22 protein-coding genes are annotated in these 19,817 nt (G+C 61.4%); 9 read left to right on the top strand and 13 right to left on the bottom strand.

Features of this window, described 5'->3' with window-relative positions; all coding sequences use genetic code 11:
* The first annotated feature begins 10 nt into the window (after positions 1-10).
* Positions 11-538: a class IV adenylate cyclase gene (gene cyaB, locus BP846_RS05845; protein ID WP_292393342.1), complete on the top strand. Its 528-nt coding sequence runs from the start codon at positions 11-13 to the stop codon at positions 536-538.
* Here the strand turns inward: cyaB and BP846_RS05840 are convergent.
* Both BP846_RS05840 and BP846_RS05835 read right to left on the bottom strand, forming a co-directional pair.
* The gene (locus BP846_RS05840) at positions 528-1,169 is read right to left on the bottom strand and encodes a metallophosphoesterase family protein (protein WP_292393340.1); all 642 of its coding nucleotides are present in this window, start codon (positions 1,167-1,169) and stop codon (positions 528-530) included. The genes cyaB and BP846_RS05840 overlap by 11 nt on opposite strands.
* Before the next feature lie 3 nt (positions 1,170-1,172).
* A complete protein-coding gene (locus BP846_RS05835) occupies positions 1,173-2,282 on the bottom strand; it encodes a TIGR04013 family B12-binding domain/radical SAM domain-containing protein (protein ID WP_292393440.1) in 1,110 nt (369 codons plus the stop codon).
* A 236-nt stretch (positions 2,283-2,518) separates the two neighbouring features.
* Between BP846_RS05835 and BP846_RS05830 the strand changes: the two genes are divergently transcribed.
* Positions 2,519-2,749, top strand: a complete 231-nt coding sequence (locus tag BP846_RS05830) for a hypothetical protein (protein WP_292393338.1) — start codon at positions 2,519-2,521, stop codon at positions 2,747-2,749.
* A gap of 96 nt (positions 2,750-2,845) precedes the next feature.
* Positions 2,846-3,235: a PRC-barrel domain-containing protein gene (locus BP846_RS05825; protein WP_292393336.1), complete on the top strand. Its 390-nt coding sequence runs from the start codon at positions 2,846-2,848 to the stop codon at positions 3,233-3,235.
* Between the two features lie 441 nt (positions 3,236-3,676).
* On the opposite strand, the gene BP846_RS05820 is transcribed toward BP846_RS05825, so the two are convergent.
* Positions 3,677-4,699 carry a PIG-L family deacetylase gene (locus tag BP846_RS05820; RefSeq protein ID WP_292393334.1) on the bottom strand — a complete coding sequence of 341 codons (1,023 nt, stop codon included), beginning with the start codon at positions 4,697-4,699 and terminating at the stop codon, positions 3,677-3,679.
* Positions 4,700-5,423: 724 nt separating this feature from the next.
* Between BP846_RS05820 and BP846_RS05815 the strand changes: the two genes are divergently transcribed.
* From BP846_RS05815 to BP846_RS05800, 4 genes are all read left to right on the top strand, one after another.
* Complete coding sequence (locus tag BP846_RS05815; protein ID WP_292393332.1) at positions 5,424-6,635, top strand: phosphoglycerate kinase; 1,212 nt, start codon at positions 5,424-5,426, stop codon at positions 6,633-6,635.
* Positions 6,632-7,603, top strand: a complete 972-nt coding sequence (pfkA, locus tag BP846_RS05810) for a 6-phosphofructokinase (protein WP_292393330.1) — start codon at positions 6,632-6,634, stop codon at positions 7,601-7,603. Before BP846_RS05815 ends, pfkA begins: the two co-directional genes overlap by 4 nt.
* A 69-nt stretch (positions 7,604-7,672) precedes the next feature.
* Positions 7,673-8,644 carry an ABC transporter ATP-binding protein gene (locus BP846_RS05805; RefSeq protein WP_292393328.1) on the top strand — a complete coding sequence of 324 codons (972 nt, stop codon included), beginning with the start codon at positions 7,673-7,675 and terminating at the stop codon, positions 8,642-8,644.
* Positions 8,628-9,380, top strand: a complete 753-nt coding sequence (locus BP846_RS05800; protein ID WP_292393326.1) for an ABC transporter permease — start codon at positions 8,628-8,630, stop codon at positions 9,378-9,380. Before BP846_RS05805 ends, BP846_RS05800 begins: the two co-directional genes overlap by 17 nt.
* A gap of 17 nt (positions 9,381-9,397) precedes the next feature.
* Here BP846_RS05800 and BP846_RS05795 read toward each other — a convergent pair whose 3' ends face one another.
* From BP846_RS05795 to BP846_RS05750, 10 genes are all read right to left on the bottom strand, one after another.
* Positions 9,398-9,820 carry a pyridoxamine 5'-phosphate oxidase family protein gene (locus BP846_RS05795; protein WP_292393324.1) on the bottom strand — a complete coding sequence of 141 codons (423 nt, stop codon included), beginning with the start codon at positions 9,818-9,820 and terminating at the stop codon, positions 9,398-9,400.
* Positions 9,821-9,887: 67 nt separating this feature from the next.
* Entirely contained in the window at positions 9,888-11,048 is a 1,161-nt protein-coding gene (locus BP846_RS05790) for a hypothetical protein (protein WP_292393322.1), read from the bottom strand.
* 90 nt (positions 11,049-11,138) lie between these two features.
* The gene (locus tag BP846_RS05785) at positions 11,139-11,984 is read right to left on the bottom strand and encodes an ABC transporter ATP-binding protein (RefSeq protein ID WP_292393320.1); all 846 of its coding nucleotides are present in this window, start codon (positions 11,982-11,984) and stop codon (positions 11,139-11,141) included.
* Positions 11,985-12,081: 97 nt separating this feature from the next.
* Positions 12,082-12,561, bottom strand: coding sequence for a hypothetical protein (locus tag BP846_RS05780; RefSeq protein WP_292393318.1), 480 nt, complete (start codon positions 12,559-12,561; stop codon positions 12,082-12,084).
* A complete protein-coding gene (locus tag BP846_RS05775) occupies positions 12,558-13,289 on the bottom strand; it encodes a DUF1673 family protein (RefSeq protein ID WP_292393316.1) in 732 nt (243 codons plus the stop codon). Before BP846_RS05775 ends, BP846_RS05780 begins: the two co-directional genes overlap by 4 nt.
* The gene (locus tag BP846_RS05770) at positions 13,289-13,990 is read right to left on the bottom strand and encodes a hypothetical protein (RefSeq protein ID WP_292393314.1); all 702 of its coding nucleotides are present in this window, start codon (positions 13,988-13,990) and stop codon (positions 13,289-13,291) included. Before BP846_RS05770 ends, BP846_RS05775 begins: the two co-directional genes overlap by 1 nt.
* On the bottom strand, positions 13,981-14,610 hold the full coding sequence (locus BP846_RS05765) for a DUF1673 family protein (RefSeq protein ID WP_292393313.1): 630 nt from the start codon (positions 14,608-14,610) through the stop codon (positions 13,981-13,983). Before BP846_RS05765 ends, BP846_RS05770 begins: the two co-directional genes overlap by 10 nt.
* Entirely contained in the window at positions 14,607-14,735 is a 129-nt protein-coding gene (locus BP846_RS05760; RefSeq protein ID WP_292393311.1) for a hypothetical protein, read from the bottom strand. Before BP846_RS05760 ends, BP846_RS05765 begins: the two co-directional genes overlap by 4 nt.
* On the bottom strand, positions 14,735-15,355 hold the full coding sequence (locus tag BP846_RS05755) for a hypothetical protein (RefSeq protein WP_292393309.1): 621 nt from the start codon (positions 15,353-15,355) through the stop codon (positions 14,735-14,737). Before BP846_RS05755 ends, BP846_RS05760 begins: the two co-directional genes overlap by 1 nt.
* A gap of 140 nt (positions 15,356-15,495) precedes the next feature.
* Positions 15,496-15,942 (bottom strand): hypothetical protein, encoded by a 447-nt coding sequence (locus BP846_RS05750; protein WP_292393308.1) that lies wholly within the window; start codon positions 15,940-15,942, stop codon positions 15,496-15,498.
* A gap of 198 nt (positions 15,943-16,140) precedes the next feature.
* Between BP846_RS05750 and BP846_RS05745 the strand changes: the two genes are divergently transcribed.
* Both BP846_RS05745 and BP846_RS05740 read left to right on the top strand, forming a co-directional pair.
* Entirely contained in the window at positions 16,141-16,911 is a 771-nt protein-coding gene (locus tag BP846_RS05745; protein ID WP_292393307.1) for a DUF169 domain-containing protein, read from the top strand.
* 370 nt (positions 16,912-17,281) lie between these two features.
* Positions 17,282-19,810, top strand: coding sequence for a PAS domain-containing protein (locus BP846_RS05740; RefSeq protein ID WP_292393305.1), 2,529 nt, complete (start codon positions 17,282-17,284; stop codon positions 19,808-19,810).
* Positions 19,811-19,817: the final 7 nt, after the last annotated feature.

The raw sequence follows: 19,817 nt of genomic DNA, 5'->3' as shown, positions 1-19,817 counted from the left end.
GCGAATTGCTATGCTTGAGGTAGAAGCAAAGTTTGCGGTCCCTGACCCGGGAGAAGTCAGGGCACGGCTCAACCGGCAGGAAGTCCGGATGACCAGAAGACAGCGGGAACACGACGTCTACTACAACGCCCCTCACCGCGATTTCGGGAAGACCGACGAGGCGTTGCGGGTCAGGTATGACGATACCGGGGTTACCGCGACCTACAAAGGGCCGAAGGTCCGGGTCGGGAGCGCAAAGGCCCGCGAGGAGTTCAACCTGGCGGTGGCCTCGGGGGAAACGCTTGAGGAGATCCTCTCCCGTCTCGGGTTCCGGCGGGCCGCCACGGTCTCAAAAACCCGGGAGTTCTACGAGATGGGAGACGTGACGGTGACACTCGACGACGTCGAGGGTCTCGGGACGTTTGTCGAGATCGAGATCCTGACAGAAGACGATAAAGAGGATGCTGCGGACCGGATCGGAGAAATTGCAAAAGGATTGGGTGTAGATGGCCCACCGATCTACACCTCGTATCTTGAGATGCTGTTATCTAAACGGTGATGAGGTCAATATGAATATCTTTTGGCTCCTTCCCAAAGTGGATGATAGCGCCGTACCCGTCTGAAGCGGGTCCGGGGTTGACGACGGTGACACCGTCGACCTCAGTGATGCCCCGTGCCTCGTGGATATGGGCACAGCAGACGAGGTCGAACCGGTTCATGTGCTTCCTGATGCTCCGGCTCCCGACGTGATCCTCGCCGACGGTGTCCAGGGCTTCGTATGGTGGGGCGTGGCTGAGCAGGACGTTGTGGACGTTCTTGTCCATGTGGTTGACAATTCGGGTGAGTTCTTTATCAATCTCTTCTTCCGTCAGCTCAAACGGCGTGTCGAAGGGGGTCTTGTTCGAACCTCCAAGACCTGCGAGCGTTATCTTGCCAAGGGCGATCCACGAGTTGTGCAGACAGACCGCATCTGAACGTTCAAGCACGTCGATGATCTCGCGGGGATCGCAGTTGCCGGGGATTGCGAAACATGGTACTTCAAAGTTGGAGAGTACCGAATCTACAGGCTCAAGTGGACCGAAGTTGGTGATGTCGCCTGCAATGATGACTGCATCGTAGTCGTAGCTGAGAAAAGCGTCAAGCTTTCCGTAGTTACCGTGCAGATCTGCTAAGAGTAGCACATCCGTCATGCACTATAAGTGAGAAGTGCGTCTAAAAAACCTTATCTCATGATCCATCCATGAACCGGTTATTCTCCCCCCGAGTGCCAGTTTGCCAAGAACCTTTTCTGTTTCCGGGAGGAGACTGCGTGGCCGGCTCTTCCAGAGCGGAGTTCCGGGTAGCGGCATGAAACAGTGGATATGGGCTTTCCCCGCCCGGGTGACCAATTTCACGAGATCGAGGGTTGCGCGCTGGTCGTCATCGCTCTCGAACGGCAGCCCGAGGATGAAATCCACGACCGGGATGAGCCCGTTCTCCCGGCAGAGGTCGACGGCACGGACGACGTCCTCGACGGTATGCCCCCGGTGCAGGCGGCGGAGAACCCGGTCGCTGCCGGACTGGGCCCCGAAGTGCAGGCGGGTGTTGGCGCAGTGGTCGAGGATGAGGTCGATGGACTGCTGCGATATGCATTCTGGGCGCACCTCGCCGGGGAATGTGCCGAAGTAGATCCGGCCGTCGAGGCTCTGGAGGAGCCGCTCCACTCGATCAAGCCGGAGGTGGATGCCATCGGAGCCGTAAGCGAACGCGTTCGGTGTGACGAACCTGATGTCGCGGAACCGCGCGGCGTACCGGCTGATCTCGTCGACGGAGCGGTGGCGCATGCACCGCCCGAAGAGGCGCGGTGTCTGGCAGTAGCCGCAGGAGAACGGGCATCCCCGGGTGATCTCGATGTAGCCTTTCACCTCCGAGAAGGGAGGATAGCCGTCGAGGAGGACGGTGTGGCGTGCCGGCGTGTAACCTTTGGCGGTAGCGACGCCGGGAGGCGGGTCCCGCCCCTCCTCGATGGCGGCGAGGAGCGCGGGGAGGGTGTACTCGCCCTCCCCGACGACGACGTAATCAGCATACTGCGCCACCTCACGGTAGCAGGCGGAGGCGTGGGGGCCCCCGACAATGGTTATGCAGTCCGCTCCCGCTATCTCGTCACGGTAACCCTGCCCGGTGATGGAGTTTAAACTGTAGCAGGTGACGTCGGGGCGGGGGCGCCGGGCTACCTCGAGGTTGTATCCGTGCACTTCACATGCAGCGGCGAGCGCAGCGAAGGAGTTGTTTGCTGAAGCGATATGTCGCCAGTGGACTTTCATGGGTGTAAGGTTCCGGACCGTGCAGGGCGCTCTCCGGGTGGCGGCGCCTCTTACCTGCACAAGCATTGAACATCGTTAACTTCTCCCGGAGATGCAATTAACGTGACGATTCGCCCCCTCCAGCGGATCAGGCCAGACGGTGTGTCCGGCCGGCCCCGGTCATACCGTACCAACCCCACCCTCCCCGAAAGAGGCCCCGGCAGGTAGGAATCGTTCACAACGAAGACCTGCCCTACATGGTGAGGGATCTACTCCCGAGGACGGCCGGGATATCCATCGTGAAGCGTTCAACAGCGCCCGGGAGCAGCATACCGACCCCCGGAGAGGCCGCCCGGGCAGCGGTGGAGCAGGTCTACGAGAAGGGGCCGGGGGTGAATGGCGGGGAAGGGAGCAGCGAAGCGGCAGGTTACCGGATAGGCTGCCTGAGACGGCAATCGCCCGGAGGGCGTCCGCAATTATATTTTTAATACAATATATTGGCACAAGAATTAAATATTGCCCGGCCTGTATTGACTCTCTTGCCGTGGAACGGCATGTTCCACAATCCAGGAGATGAGATACCTATGAGAGGAACTGCCACGCAGGTGGAGACACGAAATATTGTACGAGGGAAGGATATTGCGGATAGTTCGGTCAGGAACCCGCAGGGTGAAGACCTCGGGAGTATCAAGGACGTCGTGATCGATATCAACGAAGGCAGCATCGCCTACGCTGCCCTCTCGTTCGGCGGCATTATGGGACTCGGCGACAAGCTCTTCGCCATCCCCTGGGCGGCTCTTCGGTACAACGCGACCGATGACTCCTTCGTCCTGGATGTGCCCAAAGAGCGGCTGGAGAACGCGCCGGGCTTCGATAAGGACAACTGGCCGACGACCGCCGAGCGTGAGTGGCTCACCGGCATGTACAGCCACTACGGGTATACCCCCTACTGGGAGCGCCGCTCCGAGCGGTGAGCCTGCCGGAAGAGCAGGGACCAACCGGCCGCGGGCCCGTGTGCAGAGCCGGGCCCACGATTGGCGATAATATCCCGGGGCAGATGAGGATACCCCGGAGATGACTGCGCAGGGAAGACCTGTTTTGCATGGGGCTGTCCGGCCGACACGCCGGGTTAAGGCGGGCATGATGTCGGGAAATGCCGGACCAGGCCCCATATTTGCCCATACTGGCACTCCGGGTAAGATGCTAGGGCCAGTGCTCTCCGGTGTGAATTTAGGGCTGTGATCGGCGTAGCGACAAAACGAGAGAGACCCGATACACAAACCATAAAAGGCATCATAAGAGAGAAAGGCCGGAAACACGATGTTAAAAACCTCAATTATGGCCTATTGCTACACCGTGGGTCAGGATCCTCCGAACGGAGGAGGCCTGCAATCCCGGATATACGCGGAGCGACATCATACATAGTTCCGCGATGTATACAAGTTCCACTGGTTTTGCTTTTGCGGGTAATCCTCACGTACAACATATTCGAAATCCCCGGGATCGTTCGGAAACTCGATCCAGTAGAACTTTCGTCCTGTCTGGACATTATATGCCGTCTCCCAGTCAGTTTTAACCAAATTCGATTTGCTGTTTTTATAATTCACGATATCCTCTTTTGTTTGAACATAACCCAGCCCCGGGCGGATGGGTTTATAAATAGTGTACCAGGTTGTATCAACTGCTTTGATACCGTACTTAACAATTAAAAGATCGATAGCTGCGAGAACAGCATTTCCAGTTATCTCATGATCCGGATGTTCATGGGAGTTTCTCGCAATGTGAACCGGCGCATGTGAATTTATAAGAATCGTGTCTTTACTGTAGTTTCCGGAGATTATCGTCTGGTAGATTGTTTCCGCAAGACCCTCTGCGAGTTTCTCGCTGTATATGTTCTTCATCGTGCCGTTATGGAGACCTCCGTCCGGATAGAGATATGATTGTGACGGATTCGAGGAATCAGGATAACTCATTTGAACTTTTCTAACCACACCGGAGCCGACCCGGGCATCGACTCGGGATCTCCAGTCCAACTCCTGTATTATACTTGAGTTATCGAGGAACTCATGCTGGTAAGAGCCGTTAAGCCCGCATCTCTTTCTGGAGAGATCGTTTGAATAGAAGCCTCTATTAAATATCTGGCCGTTGGGAGCAACCCAATCTCTGGAATCCATTCCATCTTCTTTTATCCACGCCCTTGAGGTATTCGATTCAAGGCCATACTCGCGCCAATCAGCTCCTCCATCCGTCACAACGATCCAGAGAATCGGATGCCTGTTAAGATCGTACTTGTAGAGCGAACCTGACATCCCGATATCGATATCGTCGGGATGGGCTCCGACGTATACGGCCAATGTATTATTATCCACTGCGCTCACCCCGGCCGGCAATGTGAGGAGGAATATCGCGATGGTAACGGCAAGATAAACTTGTCTCATTATGAGTGACCCTTGACACCTGTCAGACAATAAACTATGGTGGCCCCTCCAGATTCCTCTCCCGAACCTTTGCTAGGGCGAGGCTGGGTAGAATCGTTTTAATTGTTGAACGATGCTCGTCCAATGGAATTCCGCCCGGAACAAGGCCTTATCCCCCTTTGGGAGTACTCGAACCATAAGATGGCCTTTACCCGGAAGGGAGTCTGACGGTCGGCAGAACAAAAGACGTCCCGCCGATCATAGATGTTTCAGGCCGGTGTCCTCTTGGAAGCAGCAGCTTGCCGACCTCGCTCTCCCGGAATGGCACGGTAAACCTTCAAGAAGAGCAGGCCGACCACGGGCCTGCGGCTGTCCGGTAATATTCACGGTGCTTCGGTATGGCAGGTATCCCCAACCTGAAGGCGGGGGAGAACCATGGTCAGTCGTTCGCCTGGCGCAGAAGAAGGCACAGGCAGACCTTATCACCGGGTGTGCCGGTCGGAAATTTCCAACGCCGGGATTAACAGTAACAGGTCGATTGAGAGTGCCCACAAGGGTTCAAAGCCCGGGCAACCGGAGATCCCACGTCCGGGATGCCGTGGCGAACACTATATATGCCAACGCACGCATGCAGTGAAACACCGTGATGCTGCGGAGAACGGCCGGAAGCCGAACCGTGGGCGCAGCCGCCCGTACACCCGGCAGAAGCCCGACCGTTCTTCGCTGTTCAGGGAGGTGTGCCGGTATGCAGAAGGTGATATCAAGACGAAAGAAGACCATCCGGGATATCGACGTGAGAGATAAGCGGGTACTCGTCCGCGCCGACTTCAACGTGCCGCTCGACGAAAACGGCGCCATTGAAGACGACACCCGCATCCGGGCCAGCCTGCCGACGATACGCTACCTCTGCGAGCGGGACGCACGGGTCATTCTCTGCTCCCACCTGGACCGGCCAAAAGGTGTGGTGGTGGAGCGGTTACGTCTCGCCCTCGTGGCAAACCGGCTCTCCGTGCTCCTCGACCGGCCAGTCGCCGCGCTCCAGGACTGCATCGGCCCCGAGGTGGAGAGCGCGGTAGCCGGGATGAGCGGCGGGGACGTCGTCCTCCTCGAGAACCTCCGGTTCCACCCCGAGGAGAGAACGGACGACCCGGCCTTCGCGGAGGACCTAGCCCGCCTGGCTGACATCTACGTCAACGACGCCTTCGGAGCCTCCCACCGGGCCCATGCATCGATCGCGGGCGTCCCGGAGCACCTGCCGGCGGTAGCCGGGCTCCTGCTCGCGAAGGAGGTGGAAACGTTCACGCGCATCTTGCAGGACCCCGAACGGCCGTTTGCGGCCGTCATCGGCGGGGCCAAGGTGAGCGACAAACTGGAGGTCCTCGAGAACATCATATCCCGGGTGGACCTCCTCATCATCGGGGGCGGCATGGCGGCGACGTTCCTTGCGAGCCGCGGGTACGGGACGGGCCGATCGCACGTCGAGACCGACAGCCTGGACGATGTCCGGGGAATCTCGGCGACGGCGACGGAACGCGGCGTCCGCCTCCTCCTGCCCCGGGACGTCGTCGTCGCCGAGAGCCTGGAGGCAGGCACCCGGGCCCGGGTTGTGCCTGCCGCGGAGATACCGGACGACCGGATCATCGCCGATATCGGGCCCGCGGCGGCGAGCGAGTTCTGCCGCGAACTGGGAGACTGCCGGACGGTCGTCTGGAACGGGCCGATGGGGGTCTTCGAGATTCCGGAGTTTGCGGAGGGGACGCGCCGGATTGCCGCAACCCTCGCCACGCTCCACGGCACAACGGTTGTCGGCGGGGGATCGACCGCGGATGCGGTGACACGGTTCGGGCTTGCCGACCGGATGACCCACGTCTCGACCGGCGGTGGGGCCGCGCTCACGATGCTTGCGGGAAAACCGCTCCCGGGTGTTGAGGCGCTCGAGGATACGGAGGAGCCATGAAGCGGATCGGCATCCTGACCAGCGGCGGCGACGCCCCGGGGATGAACGCCTGCATCCGGGCAGCGGTGCGCACAGCGCTTGCAAACGACCTTGCCGTCGCCGGGATACGCCGGGGGTACACCGGGCTCATCGAAGGCGATGCGGTGCCGCTCGACCGGGCGGCGATCCGGAACACCATCCACCTGGGCGGCACCATCCTCGAGACCTCCCGGAGCCAGGACTTCTACACAAAGGAAGGGAGGCTCCGGGCAGCAGCGGCCATCGAGCGGATGGGGCTTGACGGCGTGGTCCTGATCGGGGGGGACGGGACGTTCCACGGTGCAAGCCTGCTTGCCGCCGATGCCGATACGGTGGCGCTTGTGGGGGTGCCCGGGAGCATCGATAACGACGTCTACGGGACCGACTACTGTATCGGGTTCGATACGGCGGCAAACTGTGCGGTTGAGGCGGTCGACCGCATCCGCGACACGGCTCGGTCCCACGAGCGCCTCTTCTTCATCGAGGTGATGGGGCGGACGGCCGGGTTCCTGGCGCTCGAGAGCGGCATCGCCGGCGGCGCCGAGGAACTGGTCATACCGGAAGAAGAGCTATCGGTCGCCCGGATGAGCGAGCATATACGTGAGGGTTTTACCATCGGGAAGAAGAGCGCGATCGTGGTGGTCGCAGAGGGGAAGACGCCGGGCGTCTCCTTCCAGATCGCCCGGGAGGTCAGAGAGCACCTGGATCTGGACTCCCGTGTCGTCGTTCTCGGTCACCTCCAGCGGGGCGGGCCGCCGACGCTCCGCGACCGGGTGCTCGGGAGCCTCCTCGGTGTCGCCGCCGTCGAGGCGCTGCTCGAGGGCCGGAGCGGGTGCATGGTGGGAGAGGCAGGGGGAGCCCTCGCGTGCACGCCGCTCGAAGAGACCTGGCGGGAGAAAAAATCGCTCAACGAGAACTTACGGCGGATATTTGCTATCCTATCCGGGTAGGCCGGGAGAGTGGGGTTCCCATGGATCTCTTTTATCCCGCCGGAGGGGATCAGAGGAAGGGTTGATCCCATGGACGCTATCGAGGTGATCGACCTCACCAAACGGTTCGGTGACAACATCGCCGTGAACGGAATCAGGTTTCGGGTGAGGGAGGGCGAGACGTTCGGGTTTCTCGGCCCGAACGGGGCGGGCAAGACCACCACCATTAGGATGCTCACCGGCATGACCGGGATCACAAGCGGCCGTGCCCTGATCCACGGCCACGACATCGTCCGCGATACCCTGGCCGCGAAACGGTTGATGGGCATCGTCTCCGAGACATCGAACGTCTACGACGAGCTCTCCGCCTGGGACAACCTCGTCTTCACCGGCCGGCTCTATCACCTCGGGAAGGCGGAGATCCGGAGGAACGCCCGGGATCTCCTCGAGACCTTCGGTCTCTACGGACGGCGCCACGAGCCCGCAGAAGGGTTCTCGAAGGGGATGAAACGCCGCCTGACGCTTGCCATGGGGCTCGTGAACAGTCCAGGGGTCCTCTTCCTCGACGAACCCACATCCGGGCTCGACGTCCAGAGCCGACGGCTCATCAGGGACGTCGTCCAGGACCTCGCCCGGGAGAACGTCACTATCTTCCTGACAACCCATGACATCGAGGAGGCGAACGTCACCTGCGACCGGGTCGCCATCATCAACCAGGGGACGATCGCTGCGATCGATGCGCCGGAGAAGTTGAAGCAGACCTTTGAGAGCCTCCAGTCGGTCGAGGTCTCCTTTGATTCCGCGCGACCCGGTCTCCTTGAGGCGCTTCGGACGCTCCCGCAGGTCAACGCCGTCCAGAAAGAGGGGGATAAGTTCCGGCTCTACACCGCGGACCCCCCGGAGGTCCTCGGCTCCCTCTGTGCGTTTGCAAAGGAGCAGAACCTGCGCCCCATCAGCATCACCACCCGCGGGCCGAGCCTGGAGGAGGTCTTCATCCGCCTCACCGGGCTCTCCGTCGGCACGAAGAAGGAGGCGGGGGAAGCCGATGCCGGGCTGGTTTGAGCAGATCTCCTGTGATCTCGGCGCCGCATGGGCAATCGCACGGAAGGACATGAAGATCTACTACATCAAACCCTCCATCCTGGTATCCAGTCTGCTCTTTCCGTTCGTTATGTTCCTCGCCTTCGCCATAGGGAGGAACGCCCCGGCCGGAACCCTGCTCCCCGGTCTCCTCGCTATCACTCTCCTCTTCAGCGCCTCGTCCATCGAGCCGGTCTCCATACCAATCGAGCGGAGGACGAAGACCTTCGACCGCCTCCTCGCAGCCCCGGTATCGGTCCGGGCGATCGTCCTCGGGGCAAGCCTGAGCGGCGCGGTATTCGCGTCTGCGATCGGCATCGCGACGACCGCGATCGGCCTGGTCGCCTTCCGCACGGGAATCATCCACATCGTGGCGCTTCTTGCCGGGCTCGCGCTCACCTCCCTCTGTTTCTCGACGATGGGCACGCTCTTTGCCGCCTACCGCACAGAGAACGTGGGTGAGGTGATGTCGCTCTTAAACCTCGTCCGCCTGCCCCTCCTCTTCATCAGCGGGGTCTTCATCCCCCTCGCGAGCATGCCGGCATGGGGACAGACCATCGCCCTCCTCTCCCCCCTCACCTACGCTCACGACCTGATACTCTTTGCGTTCGACGGGACGACGCTCTTCGGCCCGGTCGCCGATACTGCCGTCCTGGTGTTGGCGACCGTCCTCTTCCAGGCCGTCGGGGCCCTCCTCTACCGGAGGTCGCGGGAGTAGGCCGTAAGGTTCCCGGGTTAGACGGAACTCTCCCAGCCCTGGCCCATATCGACGAGGGGCCGGACCTCGCCGACCTCGAACGTCACCACGGCATGGATCATCGCCGCAGCCTCCTCGCCCACAACCCGGGCGATCTCCCTCTGGTAGGTATCCAGCATCTCCCCGGATGTCGCATACTCCTTCATCCTCAGGTAGACCCGGAGCCCTTTCCAGTCCATGATCGTCTCCCCTTGCTCCACGATGGTGAAGATCGCGTTCGGGTTCTCCCGGAGGTACTTGAACGTGCGGTTCTCTCCGAGCGCCATAACGACGGTCTTCTCGTCGGTCATCTGCGGCGAGCCGAAGACTGCCGCATCGACCTTTCCGTCTCTGCTCGCGGTGCTGAGGACGCCGATCCTCGGCTGTTTGTTGAAGTAGTCCATAAGTTTGGCTGGCACCATGAATTCTGCCTTATCGTCCCTGCATAAAAGAGTATGGGTTCCGAAGTCCCCCTGGGAGGACCCCATCTCAGACCGCCAGGAACTCCCCAGGAGCGAGAGCGGTGGCGAGCATCACCATATTGATAGCACGGTTCCCGGTCCAGGTGCCGGTTTCCAGATTTCTGTCGTCCATCCAGAACTCTACGATAGCATCCGCAAGCGGCACGTAATCCACGAGGGCTTCCGCCCGCCGCTCCAGGGAACCTGGCCCGAAGAGGCCCTGGTTCTCTCGGATCCGTCCGGCGAGCCCCTGGATACCCGCAAGGCCGATCGCGAGCCCGAGCTCCCGGAAGGCGAGGCGATACTCCGCAGAGTGCTGGAGGCTGCCGCCCCTCGCAAAGGCGGCGAGACCTGCGAGAACTGCGTCGAGGACGGAGCGGAGCAGGTTGACGTGAGCAGACCCGCCGCGGTCCATCAACTGTGCTATCCTTCCAGCGTCAAAGAGGAGGCCGCCAATGCCGAGCGGATCGTCCGTGGCCCAGTTTCCTTCCTGACAGATGCCGGCCATATCGGCGATCTCGGGCGAGAGGTCGAGGTGCGGCGATTTCCCGGCAGCCGCCTGGAGCTCGCTATAGGTGACGAACCCATCGAGCGGGTCGTGCTGGCCCATGGCAGGGACGAGCGGCCGGGAGAGGTCGATGCTCATCTTCCAGTGCATCCTCTTCCTGCCGCCGGAGGAGGGCGTGTAGGTGAACGCGGCATGGGCAGCCTCTGCAAGTTCCACCGCCCACCTGAGATAGGTCGGGTCTCCAGTGACCCGACTCACCCGATTGAGCGCGTGCATCCATTTAGTTAGGTAGTGATAATACTGCCCGTCCCGTTCCCACTCAAGGCGCTCGTCGAACGGCTCGCCGGGCCTGCGTTCGGGGAGCGGTTTCCCGATCCGGAGGCCGCCCCGGGTCGGGTGGGCCTCGCCTTCTCCTTCGGGAAGACCGCTGATCCAGCCGGCCCTCTGGTCGTCGTCGCGGTGCCGGCCGAGGGTGTGGTGCACCTGGCTGACGAGGGCGAGCGCGAGGTCACGGAAGGCCCCGTCGTTTGTCCGGCGGAAGAGTTCGAGGTAGTTGCAGACAGCGTAGGCGTCCGTCCAGAGGTAACGCCGTGGGGGGGAGCAAGGGGGATCGAGTCCGGTCAGGCCGGCGAACTCCGCCATGAGTTCCCGGACGGTTGTGGTGGTTGCGTTCTCGGTCATGGCTCCTCTGTCCGGGGGCATACTTCCCGCCACCCGGAATAAGATTTTCCCGGGAGCTCATGAGGGGCAGGATACCGGCATCCACCGCGGTCAGTAGCCCGTCGCGTAGTAGTAGCCGTCCTCTTCCCTCACGTGCACCGGGACGCGAAAGAGTTCACCGACAGCATCATCGGTCAGGACGTCCGCTTTCGGGCCGTCCTCCTGAATGGCACCGTCCCGCATGAGGATGACCCGGGATATCTCAGGTATGATATCGTGGAGGTTATGGGTCACCAGGATGATCCCCGTCCCCGACCGCGCAATCTTTCTGAGGGTCGTCCGGAAGGAGTGGAGCGCGTGCAGATCGAGGCTGGTTGTGGGCTCGTCGAGGAGGAGGGTTCCCGGGTCGTGGACGAGGGCCCTCCCGATCAGGAGCCTCCGCGCTTCGCCGGAGGAGATCTCCGTCATTGGGCGGTCTGCGAGATGGGCGACACCGAGAAATTCAAGGATTTCATCCGCCTTCTGCTCCATTCCGGGAGTCACCTCGTGGGAGAGGAAGAGCCCGACACTCGAGAAGAACCCCGAGAGGACGACCTCGCGGCCCGATATTCCCCGGGTGAAGGTGTGCTGGAGGTCGCCGGAGACAAGCCCGATGTGGGATCTCAAGGAGAAGGCGTCCCACCGGTCCCGGCCCAGGAACCGGAACGTGACGCCCGGTCCCCGGTACGAAGGGTAGTACTCCCGGGCGATCGCCCGGATGAGCGACGATTTCCCGGCACCGTTCGGCCCGAGGAGAGCGATATGCTCCCCTTCGCGAACCGTGAGCGATACCGAGTCGAGGAGCTTTCTCCCGCCCCTGACGACGGTGAGATTCCGAAACTCGATCAGGGGCGGGGGAGACTCCCGCCCCGCCGGGTCGTGCCCTGTTGCTCTGCCAGATGATTGCCCATCTTTCATGCCGTCCATCCGGACGGGCCGTGCGGTCCATCCCGCCGACCCACCGGACCCCGTACATGAGCTGATGGGAGGAGATTTGAAGGTTATCCCATACTCCTCAGCACGGAGCCCTTGCACTGCTGTTGGCGTTGTAGATCTCCCTCCGGTGGAAGAGGTAGATCACCATAATGATGACCCCGCCGACAAGCGTCGCCGCTCCCCAGGTTATCGGCCGCCAGGTGACGATATCCCCAAGTAGCGCCTCCTTCTCGAAGTTGTCCCCGGCACGGATACTCTGTGCGTCGTAAAACATCGCAACGGCGGAGAGAACGAGGATGATCGGGAGGAACTCGCGGTCGTACACGACCGGGAGAAGCCAGGCCAGGGCAATGAGGATCAGCAGCATGTTGTCCTGGTAGCCGCTCCGGTCTCCTCCCGCGGTACCAACCGGCTCCGGGGCGGGGGTCGCTCCCGGGCCCCGCCCCTTCCACGCGCTCTCGTAGCCTGCTTCCGCGGTTGTTTGCCGGGGCGGCCTGATGGCGCCCGTGTTCGGGCACCACCCGAGTTTTTTCCTGATATACTCCAGAAATACCGTCATTTGACTGCCTCCAGCGCCCGGGCTACCCGTTCGGGGTCATTAGTATAGATGTGGAGGAACCCGGCTGGCTCCAGCGTCACCTTGAGATGGCCGGGATACTGCAGACCGAGTAATGCGCGATAGAGCAACTCCAGCATAAACACTGCAAAACCGACCTTGAAGAAGGCACGGAAAACGAAATCAGGGTCGACAGTTTGGCCGCCCGGATACGGCATCCACCCAGCCCACACCCAGATGAAGAAGAACCCCGCATATATGAGGATCAAGAGCAGCGCAAACGCCCGGCGAAGGATGAGAGGAGACGTCTCCTTCACCACGACCGACCTAAAGGCATCCTTTCCGAAGATGAGCGGCCGGGAACGTGGCCTTCGGACGATGACGGTATTTCCGGATGACTCTATTACACCTCGTTTTGTATCGAAACAGAGATGCACTGCGGCAAACGCCATGAAGGAGAGGCTCGCGAGAATATAGAACCCGGCGCGCAAGGAAGGGATCAGGAAGGCTGCCGCGAAGAGCCCGCCGAAGACAAGAATCGAGATCGGTAAGAAACGAGGACTGATGTAATCCACGAATACGCCCTCCAACACTTCCCGGCTGCCCCCTGCCGCCATCCCGAGTCCGACCTCGCCGTCCGGTGCGGCATACCGCCGCCTGCCGGTACCGGCCGCTGCCGCGTTCGGGCACCACCCGAGTTTCTTCCGGATATACTCCATGAAGACCGTCATCAGAATCGCTCCAGCGCCCGGACTATCCGTTCGGAGTCATCGGTGTAGATCGCAGCGACCCTCTTCCCCGTGGTCGTTATCGTCAGGGCTCGCAGGAAACGGGTCCGCAGGTAGGTGCGGTAGAAGATCACCGGGAAGAAGATCGCGGCGGCAACGCCGAAGAGAAACCGCATGGAGGCAGGATTATCCAGTCCAGTATATATACTGCCGGCCGCCGATACAAGAAGCGCCGCCAGTGCCACCGCAAGGAGCCACGAGGGGATAGGGAGTTTGTTCTCTCCCACCTCCGCCTTCACGACGGCATCTTTCGGGATGACGATGGGCCGGAAGAGCGGCCGCCTGATGGTGATCGTGTCCGAAGATATCTCGACGCGGCCCCTTCGCACGGCCCCGTAGAACTCCATGCCGGAGTAAGCCAGCATGATAGCCAGCAGAAGAAGGCGGCTCGCGGGGGCTGCCATGGCGAGGCCGCCGATGAGGAGAGCGCCGGCAACGAGCAGAATGAGGCACCTTCCCGGAGTGCCGATCAGTCCGTAATCCACCAGTGCACCCTCCACCACCTCCCGGCTGCCCTCTCCCGCCGCCCCGAGCCCGACCTCGCCGTCCGGCGCGGCATACCGCCGGCGGACGGTGCCGGCCATTGCCGCGTTCGGGCACCAGCCCATCAGCCTCCGTATCGCCCCGGAGAACCTCATCGCCATACGACCCCCTCCTCCCCGCCGCATTCGCCCTGCATCGCCGTATCCAGAGTGTACATCGACCCGTTCTCCGCGATCAGGGTTGTGCGGTGCCGCCGCTCCCAGAGGATCGTAACGCCGTACGAAATCCAGCCCATGAGGCTCAAGGCCAGCATGAACCCGAGAATATGGCCGAACATGCCGCTCCGAACGAAATACGCCATGCAGACAGCAAGAAGAATGAAGGCTACCGGCCAGCTCAGGTCCCTTGCTATGCGCAGTCTCCGGCTCATGTTGGCTCTGATGAACTCCCCGGCGGCAACCCGTGCATACTGCTTCCGGTAACCGAGCAGGAAGCCGAGGGCCCCTCCCGCCCCGATGGCAAGGCCCGTCCCCACAGCCGGATACCCCCACACATCCTCGACCAGGAGAAAGAGTATCGCTGCCGCCGCCGAGAAAGCTAGCGCCGCGATGAGCAGCTGGTTGTGGTAGCGGCTCCACCACCCGGGTCGAACCCGGAGGGGCCCGTCCCGCCCGCCCGGTGCCGCGGCCGTCGCCGGCCGCACCGCGAGATCCAGCCGCATCGAATCCCTCATGGGACACCACCCGAGGTAAGCCCGTATCGTCTCCAGAAGTGGCATCATACCCTCTCCCCGAGTTTTTGTGCATCCTCTGGCGACTCCGTCAAAAGGGGCTCGTTGTGGAACTCCACCCCGAATTTGTCCCGGATGGATATGCAGAGCAGATCCATCGCTCCATGGGCCATCATCAATCTGTCCCCTCCGGTGTGCGCCGCCGCTTCCAGATGAAGATGATAGCAAAGGAAACAACCCCGATCAGCGCGATTACCTGGAGGAGAGGGAGAACGGGATACCCCAGCGCCAGATAGCGCAGGACGGTGAGCCCGACCGCCAGGAGGTAGAAGACGATCGATCTTGCGAGGGTGACCCGTTGCTCGCCGCCGTCGGTGAAGATAATGCGCGCCAGGAGTATGCCGATGACGATGATGGTGGGAAACCAGTAGATCTGGCTGATGGAGTATGCAAGGGATGCGTAGAGGTAGATCAGGAAGACAGTGACGAGAATGGTGGCATCGACCGCCTTCTCAATGACGACTCTTCTCTGCTTCGTGCCCTCCTCTCTTTGTTCCCCCGACCTGAGGGCGTGGCGGAGGATACTCATGGGGTTGGGGTCGGTCAGCTGCTCCTTTCGTCTATACCACACCATGACGAGAAAGTGCGCTACAGTAGGAACCACTGCCAGGGGAAATGCATAGGAGATCGATATCGGGAGGTAGCCGCCCAGGATGAGAAACCCTATGGCAAGAAATGATATCCAGTAAACCGCTCCAATCGAGCGCCAGAGTTCCTCTTTGACGATAGCATCCATCTCCATACCTGCGCCCCAGTGCCGTCGGCCGCCATGCGGAATATCCCCATGTATGCCAGAGTCCGGTTGCACCTGCCGGTGCACCCGCCCCTCTGCGGGACACCACCCGAGGTAGGTCCGGATCGTCTTCAAAAGGGACATCATACCCTCTCCCGAAGTTTTGCGAAGAGTTCGTCGGCCATCCGTGTCGGATCGTCGGTCCTCGTCAGCGTGACGCCCAGTTCATCCGCGTAGCCCCAGAGGAGCTCGATGCACCGGGCATACCGGGGGCATGCGCCGCAGTCGCCCTCGTGCTCGTACCAGACCTGCACCCCGTGATTTGCCGACACAAAGACGATCGCGCCCGCATCGAACGGAACCGAACGCCCGAAGAGGACCCCAATCTCTGCGTTCAGGCTTTCTGCGTCGATCTGGTTTGCCTGCGCCATCTCGATGAGCGTCTCCTCGACCTTCCGGTCCATGGTGATGAGCGCCTTCGAGACCGCCTGGCGGGATATGCTGAAGCGGTCTGCGATCTGGATGTTCGGGAGACCACTGCGCCGGAGTCTCCAGAACGCAAACTGCCTGTCGTTCAGGGGGAGAGGCATGAGTCAACATTATGGGGTTGACAATATATACGTTGCGATTTATTCCTGAACCGGCGCCATGTACGATGCCCGGCCACCGGATATCCCTTCATCCGCACCCCCCTTCCCGGACGAACCAACGAACGGTCGCCGTCTGCACGCGCTCCAGCCGGAAGACGGATCAGAATATTAATCCCCACCGCCCCAGAACAGGGCCATATGGACACAGCACTGCGTGACGCCTACATCCGGCTCCATGAGCGGTACTTTCCGGGGACGGAGCTCCCGATCGCGTTCGAGGTCGGGGGCGCAATCGTTGGGGCGGAGAAAGTCCCAACCCCAAAAGGCTGGAGGTGCTTCGTATGCGACCTCGTGAAGGTCCGGAAAGGAGCGAGCCTCATCTTCGACGAATACTCGATCGGGTGCCGCGGAGGAAGGTTCTACCTCGGCTACGAAGCCGAACGGTTCCCCGACTTCCGCTACTTCCTCTCCTCCGGGAAGCCCGGGGTCATCGAGGGGGAACGTTACAAACAGACGCCCGAGATCGTGGACGAACTCGACCGGGGAACCGTCCGGATACCCACGAAGGGCAGGAGCATCGTCTTCAAGCGCTGGGATAACCTCGCGGACGCGGACAACCCGGACGCCGTGGTCTTCTTCGCCCGGCCGGAAGTGCTTTCCGGCCTCTTCACGCTCGCAAACTTCGACCAGAGCGACCCGAATGGGGTCATCTGCCCCTTCGGCGCCGGGTGCAGCTCGGTCTTCTATTACCCCTGGCTTGAGCAGCAGGAAGAGAACCCAAAGGCGGTGCTCGGTATGTTCGACCCCTCGGCGCGGCCCTGCGTCCCACCAGACATCCTGACGATGGCCTTCCCCATGAAGAAGTTTGAGCGGGCGATCGGTTTCATGGAAGAGAGTTTCCTCACAACGGGCTCCTGGGAGAAGGTGATGAAGAAGATCGCCCGGAGCAACGTGCTTCATGCGCCCTGAAAAGGTGGCAGGGTGATGAGGTCAGCCGGCCACCCGGTCGAAGAACGCAACCATCTTCCCGTAGGCATCCCCTGCGGCAGGGCCCTGTGAGAACTGCCCCCCGGATCAGGGGAAGCCGTACCAGGCGGAACTCTTCTATCCGGGATCGCAATCGGGGATCCCGGATGTATGAAGACACTCATTATGCAGCAGAAGAATACTGCCCGTAGAAGAGCGAATCCACGCGACGCCCGAGAGCGAAGATGTGGTACACTGGAACGGAGAACGATAGAACCGGCAAACGTTCCGGGCAGTTGATGCGGACTCCCGGTGATACATCTTCTGAAGGAGAATCCATATTTTGACATTCAATTGCGAATCACTCGAAGAAATGGACGAAATGGCCCAACACCTGGAAAGCCTGATCGCGTACGCCAACGTCCCTATCATTGTCTGGGATGCGGAACTCAGGATCACCAGGTTCAACAACGCCTTCGAACGGCTGACGGGGCGGGCCGCGGACGAGGTCATCGGGCAGCCCCCGGCAGTTTTCTTCCCCGCTGCCCGACGGGAAGAACTGATGGACCTCGTCCGGAAGACGACGGCCGGGGAGCGATGGGAGGTCGTCGAGATCCCCATACTCACGGCAGACGGTAGGATCAGGACCGTCCTGTGGAACTCCGCCACCCTGTATGAGAGCGATCGGAAAACAGTCGCCTCAGTCATCGCCCAGGGGCAGGATATCACCGAGCGCAAGCAGGCCGAAGAGGCGCTGCAGAGAGCTCACGACGAACTGGAGATGCGTGTCCGAGAACGCACCCTCGAGTTCCAGAAGACCAACGAGGCCCTGCAGGCCGAGATCACCGAGCGCGCTCCCGCAGAGGAGGCGGTGAGAGCAGAGCGGGAACATCTCTATAGCGTCCTGGAGATGCTGCCGGTATATGTGATCCTGTTGTCGCCGGACTATCACATGCCCTTTGCCAACCGCTTCTTCCGGGAGCAGTTCGGGGAACCCGAAGGCCGGCGCTGCTTCGAATACCTCTTCGGGCGCACGGAGCCCTGCGAGAACTGCGAATCATACCGCGTCATGAAGACAGGAGCGCCCCACCACTGGGAGTGGACCGGTCCGGACGGACGCGATTACGACATCTTCGACTTCCCCTTCACCGACGCGGATGGTACATCCCACATACTGGAGGTGGGCATAGACATCACCAAGCGTAAGCGGGCCGAGGAGGCACTGCAGAAGGTAAACGAGACGCTCGAACAGCGCGTAGTCGAGCGCACGGGCGAACTCGCGAAGACTAATGCAATCCTGAGTGCCATCTGCGAGAATACACCGGCGCCCATCTACGCCACCGACCGCCGGAGCCATGTCGTGATGTGCAACCCTGCCGTGCTCAGGACGATCGGCAGACCCGCCTCCGAGGTGCTCGGCAGATCGAAGATTGAACTCCTCGGCCCCGAGATCGGCGGACCCGTCGTGGCCAACGAACAGCGCGTTATGGAGACCGGGACTACCGAGACCTTCGAGGAAGCGGTCGGCGACCGGATCTACTACTCCACAAAGACACCCCTGCGGGACGCGCAGGGAGACGTCACCGGAGTTATAGCCGTCGGAACAGAGATCACGGAGTTGAAGCGGGCGGAAGCGCAGAGGCAGGAGTTCCTGGAGCAGCTGCAGCGGTTCGCCGAAGAGTTAGAGGTCCAGAACGTAGACCTGCATGATGCCGCCGAGCAGCTCCTGGAGAAAAGCGACGAACTGGCGCGCCTTAACCGGGTTCTGCAGGAGAGCGAGGCGCATTTTCGCTCCCTCATCGAGAACGCGTCGGATATCATCGTACTCCTCGACATGAGAGGGCGGATCACCTACGCGAGCCCGTCAGTGGAGCGGATCGGAGGCTACAACCCTGATGACCTCATCGGCATGAACGTACTCGACCTTACGCATCCTGATGACGCACCAGAGGTGGTGGAGGCGATGAGAACCGGAGCGGCCCGGCCTTCGGTGAGACTCACCTTCGAGGTCAGGGTCAGGGATTCTGCCGGCCGGTGGATCATCCTCGACGTTACGGGTGCGAACCTGCTCCGGGAGGGGAACGAGCGGGGGTTCATCGTGAACGCACGTGACGTCACCGACCGAAAGCAGGCTGAGGAGGAGCGGAACAGGCTGATCGCCAGTCTCGAAGAGGCCCACCGGGAGGCGAACCTCTACCTGGACATCATGACGCACGATATCAGGAACGCGAACAATGTCTCCGGGATCTACGCTGATCTCATGCTCGACCTGCTCGAGGGCACCGAGAAGACCTACGCCCGGAAACTCCACGACAGCATCGCGCGGAGCACTGAGATTCTCATGAACGTGGCGACGATCCGGCGGATTCACACCAGATCGGCGGGATTATCGCCGGTGGACCTCAACGCGATCGTCAGGGAGGAGATCAGAAGCTTCCGTGGAGCATCGATACGGCAGGAGGTTCCGCCGCTCGAGGTCCTGGCGGACAACCTCCTGCCGACGATCTTTACGAACCTCATCGGCAACAGCGTCAAGTTCGGCAGCCCTGACGTGGAGATCGTCGTCAGGGCGGAGGAGCGGGACGATGAGGTGCTGGTCTCGGTGGAAGATAACGGACCTGGCGTGCCCGACGACGTGAAGGAGAAACTCTTCAACCGGTTCGAGCGGGGGAAAGCCCGGGGGAGGGGCGATGGGCTCGGCCTCTTCATCTGCAGGACGCTCACCGAGCGCTACGGTGGACGGATCTGGATCGAGGACCGACTCCGGGGATGCCCGGGTGAGGGGGCGGCGTTCAGGTTCACGCTCAAATTGGCGGAGCGGGATCGAGATCTCCAGAATGACCGCAGAGGTCCTCGCCCCCCCGGCCCCGTGCGGGCAGCTTCCGATAGCATTCCGGGATGAATCCAAC

The sequence above is a fragment of the Methanoculleus sp. UBA303 genome (assembly GCA_002501655.1).
Lineage (GTDB): Archaea > Halobacteriota > Methanomicrobia > Methanomicrobiales > Methanoculleaceae > Methanoculleus.
This window is presented reverse-complemented; position numbering and strand designations above follow the sequence as displayed.